This is a genomic window from Xanthomonas sp. WHRI 7945 (assembly GCF_035026585.1).
In genome coordinates, this window is the sequence record NZ_JAYIQP010000002.1 from 302,775 (window position 1) to 310,743 (window position 7,969).

The 7,969-nt window shown below is 63.9% G+C and carries 3 protein-coding genes; all 3 read right to left on the reverse strand.

The window, feature by feature from the left end; genetic code table 11:
• Window positions 1-7: 7 nt before the first annotated feature.
• The 3 genes from VDQ83_RS03180 to VDQ83_RS03190 are packed head-to-tail and all read right to left on the reverse strand — an operon-like array spanning window position 8 to window position 7,949.
• Entirely contained in the window at window positions 8-1,069 is a 1,062-nt protein-coding gene (locus VDQ83_RS03180) for a TauD/TfdA family dioxygenase (protein WP_455433828.1), read from the reverse strand.
• Entirely contained in the window at window positions 1,066-1,899 is an 834-nt protein-coding gene (locus VDQ83_RS03185) for a thioesterase II family protein (protein WP_455433829.1), read from the reverse strand. The genes VDQ83_RS03180 and VDQ83_RS03185 overlap by 4 nt, the downstream gene beginning before the upstream one ends.
• Window positions 1,896-7,949: an amino acid adenylation domain-containing protein gene (locus tag VDQ83_RS03190; RefSeq protein ID WP_455433830.1), complete on the reverse strand. Its 6,054-nt coding sequence runs from the start codon at window positions 7,947-7,949 to the stop codon at window positions 1,896-1,898. Before VDQ83_RS03190 ends, VDQ83_RS03185 begins: the two co-directional genes overlap by 4 nt.
• Window positions 7,950-7,969: the final 20 nt, after the last annotated feature.

Genomic DNA, 7,969 nt, shown 5'->3' on the forward strand with positions numbered 1-7,969 from the left:
GATCGCCTCAGGTCGAAGAAAGATAGGCGAGCGTCTTGCGCTCGCCCTTGAACGGCTCGCGGCCATGCATCATCAGTACGTTGTCGATCATCAGCAGATCGTTTTTCTGCCAATCGAACAGCAATTTATTGTGGTTCAGTATCCGGCGCACGTCCGCAAGCATGTCCTCTTCCATCGCCTCGCCGTCGCCGTACTCGCATTCGTGCGGAAGGTTTCCCTTCCCGACCATCTGTTCGAACATGCCGCGAATGGCCGGATTCAATGCCGAGGAATGCCATTGCTCGGCCTGGTTGAACCAGACTTCTTCGCCGGTGTGCGGATGCGTAGTGAACGCATCACACACCGTGGAGACGCGCAGCATGCCGTTTGCCGACCAGATGCAGGCCGATCCCTGTTCGGCAGCGATGCGTTCCACGCGGGCGGGATCATCGGTCTGGTAGGTCGCCTGCCAACTCTTTCCGAACGGGATGCCGGGCTGGAAGTTGCGGATGTACTTGATCTTCTTTGCGCGGAACTTCCGCACGACCTCGTCCGGCAAGCTCCGCAACACGTCGCCGCTGTTGGCCAATGACGTCTGTCCACCCGACACGGCCGGAGTCAGGCTGTAGAAGAACAGGCGCGTCGGCCAACTCGGCAGATAGGACATCTCATTGTGCATCGAGATCACTTCGCTGGCCGGATACTCCGTCGAGGTGAACACGTCGGCGACCACGCGGTTGCGCGGCGAGTCGCCGCCTACGTAGCCGAACGGCTTCGCGCCGAGGATTTCAGAGCAGTTGTGGAAATCCTGCGCGCCATCCAAGCCGAATCCGCGGAACAGGATGCCGCCGTGCTGCTTCAGCAATTGCTGAATGTCCAACTGGTTTTCGGCCATATATGCCTGCAACGCGCCCAGGCTGGAATCCCCATTCGGGGTGACGACGACCGGATGGTGATCGGACGTCGAAAAAAGCGGACCCACTTTCATACTGCATTCTCCCCTCGGCTTGCGCCGATGATTTCTACGATCGAATTCTGGCGTGACGGGCCGGCGCGCCCCTGGCAGCACCATATCGCCGATATTGCTCAACCCAACGACTTGCGGCCTCCAGCATCGTTTCCCGGGTATGGCTGTGCGACGCGCTTTCCCCCAACAGCGCCCAGCAGCTCAAGCAACTCGGCATCGAGCTGTTCGAGCACGGCGCCGCGCTCGCTGTTGATGAAGAAATGCCCGCCCTCGAACCAGGTCGTCCGGAGATCGGCGGATGTCTCCTTTTGCCATCCTTCGACTTGCCCATGCCCTTTGTTCTCTTCCTGAAGGCCGGCATACACGCTGATCGGGATCTGCAACAACGGACCGGGACGGTAGCGATAGTTCTCCGCGATGGCGAAATCGGCGCGAATGGTCGGCAGCATCAAGGCCATCAGTTCCCGGCTTTCCAGCACTTCCGCCGGCGTGCCGTTGTAATGCCGGAGTTCGTCGATGAAAGCGCCGTCCGGCAACGTGTGCAGCTGCCGCGATGGGCTACGGAATTGCGGTGCGTGGCAGCCGGACATGAATAGGCGCTCAGGAACGACGACGCCGTGCAGGTACAGATAGCGCGCGAGTTCGAATGCGATCAATGCGCCTACACTGTGGCCAAAGAAGGCGAACGGAAGCGCACCCAGCTGCGCGATCGCCGGCGCCATGGCCGGCAGCAGTGCCGCCATGGAATCGATCGGCGGTTCCGCGATCCGCGCGCCGCGGCCCGGTAACTGCACTGCACAGATCTCGATCGCGGGATTCAGTGCGGAACGCCACGGCATGAAGCTGAAGGCGCTGCCGCCCGCGTACGCGAAACAGAACAACCGCATGCTGGGCTGCTGCTGAGCTATGCGCACCAGCCAAGGCGGCGACTGCATGGTAGCGATGCTGTTCATGGATTCGCCTCAAGTGGTGCGCGCGCAATGCGCCCAGCTGCCTGCGCCGTTTGCGGCGATCGCTCGCTGCGTTCCAGGAACGCCAGGATCGCTGCCGCGACGCGTTCGACGTGGGGCGCGCGCAACAGCCCGTCATGGTCCGTGTCGATCGCCTGCGTCTCGACAGCGCCGATCTGGATCCGTGCCGGATGCGGATCTGGACCCGACATCACTACGCTTTCGTTCGCCCAGAACGCCTGGACCGGCACGTCGACCGGATCGGGCCGGAACGCGGATACCAGCGCAAGGTGATGTGCGGTGATCGGAACCTGGGTCTTGAGGTGATCGAATGCTGCGCGGTCGAAGCCGGACAGGCCCCAAGCCAGCAGTTCGGGTGCCGCGTCTGAAAAGTCCGCTTCGAGCAGTCCCGCGATCGCTTCCAATGCAGGCGGCGCCTCTGTGCCGGCCCATTCGCCGGGAGAAACGCCGCTTGCTCGCAATTCGACCAGCGCAGCCTTGCGCAGCAGTTGCTCCTCCGAGCGTGCCGCGTCACCGAAGTTCGTATGCACATCGATCAATCCCAAATAGTCGACGGTATCGCCATTCTCGGCCAGATACCTGGCCGTCTCCGCGGCGATCAGTCCGCCGGTGGACCAACCCAGCAAGCGGTAAGGGCCAACAGGTTGTGCGGCGCGTATCGCCGTCGCATACGCCATGGCCATGTCCTGCATGGAGTCGATGCGCAGCCGCGATCCGGCAACCTCTGGCGATTGCACGCCATAGACCGGGCAGCGACCGGCGAAACATCCCGCCAATGCCCGATAGACAGAGACATGTCCGCCGACGGGATGGAAGCAAAAGAGCGGCCGCTGCGAGCCGGATGTCTGCAGCGGCACCAGCGATGACTCCGAATGGCGGTCTTGCTCGACCATCTCGGCGAGCGCTTTCACGCTTGGAGACGAGAAGATGCTGGCCAGCGGCAGCGAGACGGCGAAACGCAGCTTGATCGCGTGGATCAGCCTGATCGCCAGCAACGAATGCCCGCCGAGCTCGAAGAAGTGGTCGTCGCGCCCGACTTGCGGCAGGTTCAGCAGTTCGCGAAAGATCTGCGCCATCGCCACCTCGGTGTCGCCGACGGGCGCTTCGTACTCGCGGCTGCCCTGTGAAAGCTGATCGGGTGCAGGCAGCGCTTTGCGATCCAACTTGCCGTTCGGCGTGAGGGGCAACGCATCCAGGCGGACGAATGCGCCAGGAATCATGTAGTCCGGCAGATCGCGTCGCAGGTGTTCACGCAGTTCGCCGATAGAGAATCCGTCGTCCGCAGCGACCACGTACGCCACTAGACGCTTGTCGCCCACGGAGTGCTCGTGCGCGACCACTACCGCGTCTCGTACCTTCGGGCAAGCTGCAAGCCATGCTTCGATCTCGCCAAGTTCGATCCGAAATCCGCGGATCTTCACCTGGGAGTCGTTGCGCCCCAGATACTCGATGTTGCCATCGGGCAACCAACGGCCTAGGTCGCCAGTCTTGTACATGCGCGCTTCCTTGTCGTTCACGAACGGATCGACCAGGAAGCGTTGCGCGGTCAACTCGGCGCGATTCAGATAGCCGCGGGCGACGCCCGGCCCACCGATGTGGAGTTCGCCCGAGACGCCAGGTGGTACCGGCTCTCCTTGTTCGTCCAGGATGTAGACATGCGTGTTTGCGATCGGACGGCCGATCGGCACGCTGCGCCCTGCGGGCGATGCCGTTTCGACTTCGAACGTGGTCGCGATCGTTGTCGTTTCCGTGGGGCCGTAGGCGTTGACCAGATGCTGCGGCGGTCGTGCACCGCTCATTAAGCGTGCCGCGTTGCGCGCATCCAGCACATCTCCGCCGACCAGTAGGTATTTCAGTTCTGCAAATGCCGGACCCAGCATCGCCGCGTACTCGTTGAACAGTCCGGTGGTCAGCAGGATCACCGTGACCCTGGCGCCCGTCAGCAGACGGTTCAAGGCATGCGCGTCCATCAGCACGGATTGCGGGATCACCAGCAGCCGCGCGCCATTGAGCAACGCACCCCAGATTTCCCAAACCGACGCGTCGAAAGCCGGATTGGAACCATGGCCAACACAATCCGTCGCCGCGATCGGAGCGTAGCCGCTGTTGATGACCAGGCGCAGGACGCTGCGGTGCTCGACCATTACGCCCTTGGGCTTCCCGGTCGAACCAGAGGTATAGATGACGTAGGCAAGGTTGCGCGCGGTCAAGCCAGGGATCCTCGGATCGTGCGCATGTTCGAACTGCGCCGAAGACGCGACCTCCTCCAGCGCGAGCACTGGGCGTCCCGAGGACGCCGGCATCGGCGTACCTTCCTCCAGGCGCGAACGGATCAGCATAGCCACAGGGGCGGAATCTTCGAGCAAGTACGCGAGACGTTCGGCCGGATAGTTCGGATCCAGCGGCACATACGCGCCGCCTGCCTTCAGCACGCCGAGCAGACCGATCACCATGTCGAAGCTGCGCTCGACGCAGATCGCGACGCGCTCGTCCGGACGCACGCCCAATGCGATCAATCGGTGCGCCACCTGGTTCGCACGGCGATTGAGTTCGCCGTAGCTCAAGCACCGGCCATCGCACTCCACCGCGATCGCATCCGGGTGCTCCGCCGCTTGCGCTTCGAACACTTCATGGATCAGCTGGTCTTGCGGGTACTCGGCACGTGTCGCGTTGAATTCGACCAGGACCCGATCCCGGGCCGCCGCGGGCATCAACGGCAGTTGCCGCAGCGGCCGCTGCGGTTCGCTCTCGAGCGCCTCGACTAGCCCATGCACCACCGTTTCCAGATAGCTGGCCAACGTCGCTGGATCGATTCCCGCGGCGCATTGCACGGTCAAGCGGAATCCTTGCTGCAAATCGTCCACGGATACCGCCAGCGGATAATTGGTGCGTTCCTCGCCGTCGACGACGCGAATGCCTTCCCATGCCCGGCCAGTCGAATCGTCCTGGCGCCGCGCTTCGCCCCTGCTATGCCGGTAATTCATCAATGCCGTAAACAAAGGCAATGGCAGCGGAACGGCAGAGCAGCGCTGCGCCAGCGCCAACGATGCCTGTTCGTGCGTCAGCAATTCGCTCAGGTTGCGATGCGTGGCGCGTACCATTTCGCCCACGCCCGTTCCTTCGAACGCGATCCGGATCGGCAGGGTATTGATGAACACACCGACCACGCTTTCGGCGTCGAACGAGTGCTGCATGCGGCCGGACAGCACCGTACCGAACACAACGTCGTCGCGGCCGCTGCACTGGCCGAGGACGCGCGCCCATGCAAGATGGAACAAGGCCGCTGGCGTCGCGCCCTGCCGCCGCGCCGCGTCGCGGATACGTTGCGACAGCGCTTCATCGAGCTGCACCTGTGCTTCGCCGACAGATCCGCCGTCGCCCTGTACGTTCAAGACACCGTAGGGCGCGGTGGGTTCTTCGACGTCGCCCAGGCGCTTGCGGAAATACGCCTCGTGCGCTGCATCCGGCACCGTGTGTGCAGAGGCGATGAAATTGCGGTACGGCAAGGGTGCGGCCAGAAGATCGCCGCGTCCCTGCATCAACCATCGCATTTCCTTGAGCAGAATCTGCATCGAGTAGTTGTCGTCGATGATGTGATGGCTCAACAATGCCAGCATCCACTCGCCCGACGCCGGATCGGCAGCGGTGTATGCCGTCAGCAACGGCGCATACCGAAGATCCAGCCGTATCCGGCGCGGATCAGTGCGGGCCAGCAACTGCGGTGCCGCTGCGATACCTGCCGCTAGGGCCACTTCTACGATCTTCAAAGGGGCGCGGCGCTGCACGACCTGCACAGGTCTCGGCAGTCCTTCCCAGTGCATCGAACTGCGCAGGATGTCGTGGCGGTCGATCACCGCCTGCAGTGCGCCCAGGAAATCATCCAGCCGTTCTCGACCATCGAACGTCGCCACCGTACGCACCAGATAGGCGTCCCCCTCGCCTCCGAGCAAGTGATGGAACAAAATTCCCTCTTGCAGCGGTGCCAGCGGATAGATGTCCTGCACATTCGACACGCCGCCGGGTACGCCGGCGACGATGCCGTCGATCTGTTCCTGGCTCAGGCGTACCAACGGCAGCAGCTCTGGCACGATCGACGCGGTCTCCGTCGTGATCTGGTTCGGTGCGATGTCCATGCGCTGCGTGGTCTGCGGATCGCCGGCCAGTTGTTCTGCCAGTGCGCACAGAATGGGCGTCATGAAGACCATGCGCACATCCGCGCGCAGCCCGTGTTGGCGCAGACGCTCGATCAACCCGATGATCAGCAGCGAGTGGCCGCCGAGTTCGAAGAAATGGTCGTGCCGGCCGACCTGGGCCAGGCCGAGGAGGTCCTGCCAGATCGTCGCGATCGCTTGTTCGATCTGGCCAACCGGTGCGGCGTAGAGCCGGCTGGCGACCGCGTCCTGGTCCGGCGCCGGCAGTGCCTGGCGATCCAGCTTGCCGTTGGGCGTCAGCGGCAGCGCGTCCAGCCGCACGAAGGCGCTGGGGATCATGTACTCCGGCAGGTCCTGGGACAGTCGCTCACGCAACTCGGCGATCGATGGTGTCGTCTCGTCATCGTGCAGTACCACATATGCAACCAGCCGCGTGTCGCCTGCCCCGTCCTCGCGCGCGATCACCACCGCGTCGCGTACGCCCACGCAGCCGGCCAGCGTCGCCTCGATCTCCCCCAGCTCGATGCGGAAGCCGCGCAGCTTCACCTGGAAGTCGTTGCGCCCCAGGTACTCCAGGCTGCCGTCCGGCAGCCAGCGGCCGAGGTCGCCGGTCTTGTACATCCGCGCATCCGCATCGCCGGAGAACGGATCCGGCAGGAAGCGCTCCGCCGTCAGCTGCGGACGCTGCCAATATCCCCGTGCCACACCGCCGCCAGCGACGTGGAGTTCGCCCATCACCCCGATCGGCACCGGCTGGCGATGACGATCCAGCACGTACAACCGAAGATCCGGCAAGGCACGGCCAATCAGGCTGCCCCGCGCCTGCCGCACATCGTCTTCCGTGATCGGCCGGTACGTCGCATGCACCGTGATCTCGGTGATGCCGTACATGTTGATCAGCTGCGTGCGCGCGGCTGCGTTGCGCGCGAACCACGGCGCCAGCATCGGCAGCTCCAGCGCCTCGCCCCCAAAGACCACCACGCGCAGATGGTGCTCGGCCGTGGCCTCCTGTTGCGCCGCCATCAATGCGCGGAACGCGCTGGGCGTCTGGTTCAGCACCGTGACGCCTTCGCGCACCAGCAGCGCATAAAATTCTGACGGCGTCCTCGCACACAGCGCCGGCACGATCACCAGGCGGCCGCCATAGAACAGCGCTCCCCAGATCTCCCAGACCGAAAAATCGAACGCGAAGGAGTGGAACAGGGTCCACACGTCGCTCTCGTCGAAGCGGAACTGCGCCTGAGTCGTCGCGAACAGGCGTACGACATGGCCGTGCTCGACCATCACGCCCTTCGGTTGGCCAGTCGAACCGGAGGTGTAGATGACGTAGGCCAGGCTGCGCGTGGTCAGCGCCGGCACCACCGGATCGTGCTCGGGCATGGCGGCCAGCGATGCCTCTGCATCCAGCACCAGCGTGGGGATCGCCACGCTCGATGCCGGCAGCCGGTCCTGGAGTGCTGCCTGCGTCAGCAGCGCAACCGGCGCACTGTCCTCCAGCATGTAGGCCAGACGCTCTGCCGGGTAGATCGGATCGAGCGGCACATAACCCCCGCCGGCCTTCAAGATGCCGAGCAGGCCTACGACCATCTCAAGGCTACGCTCGACGCAGATCGCCACATGATCGTCGGGCTGGACGCCGAGCGCGATCAAGTGATGCGCGACTTGGTTGGCACGGCGGTTCAGTGCGGCGTAGCTGAGGGATTGATCGTCGAACTGCAGCGCGATCGCCTCTGGCGTGCGCATCACTTGCGCTTCGAACAGCGCATGCACCGAGCGGTCTTGCGGATAGTCGATGTGTCCTGCGTTGACGATGGGCGAAGCGCCGAACCCCGCCAGCACCCGCTCACGCTCGTCGCCGGTCAACAGCGGCAGGCGGCTCACCGGCTGCGTCTCGTCGGCCA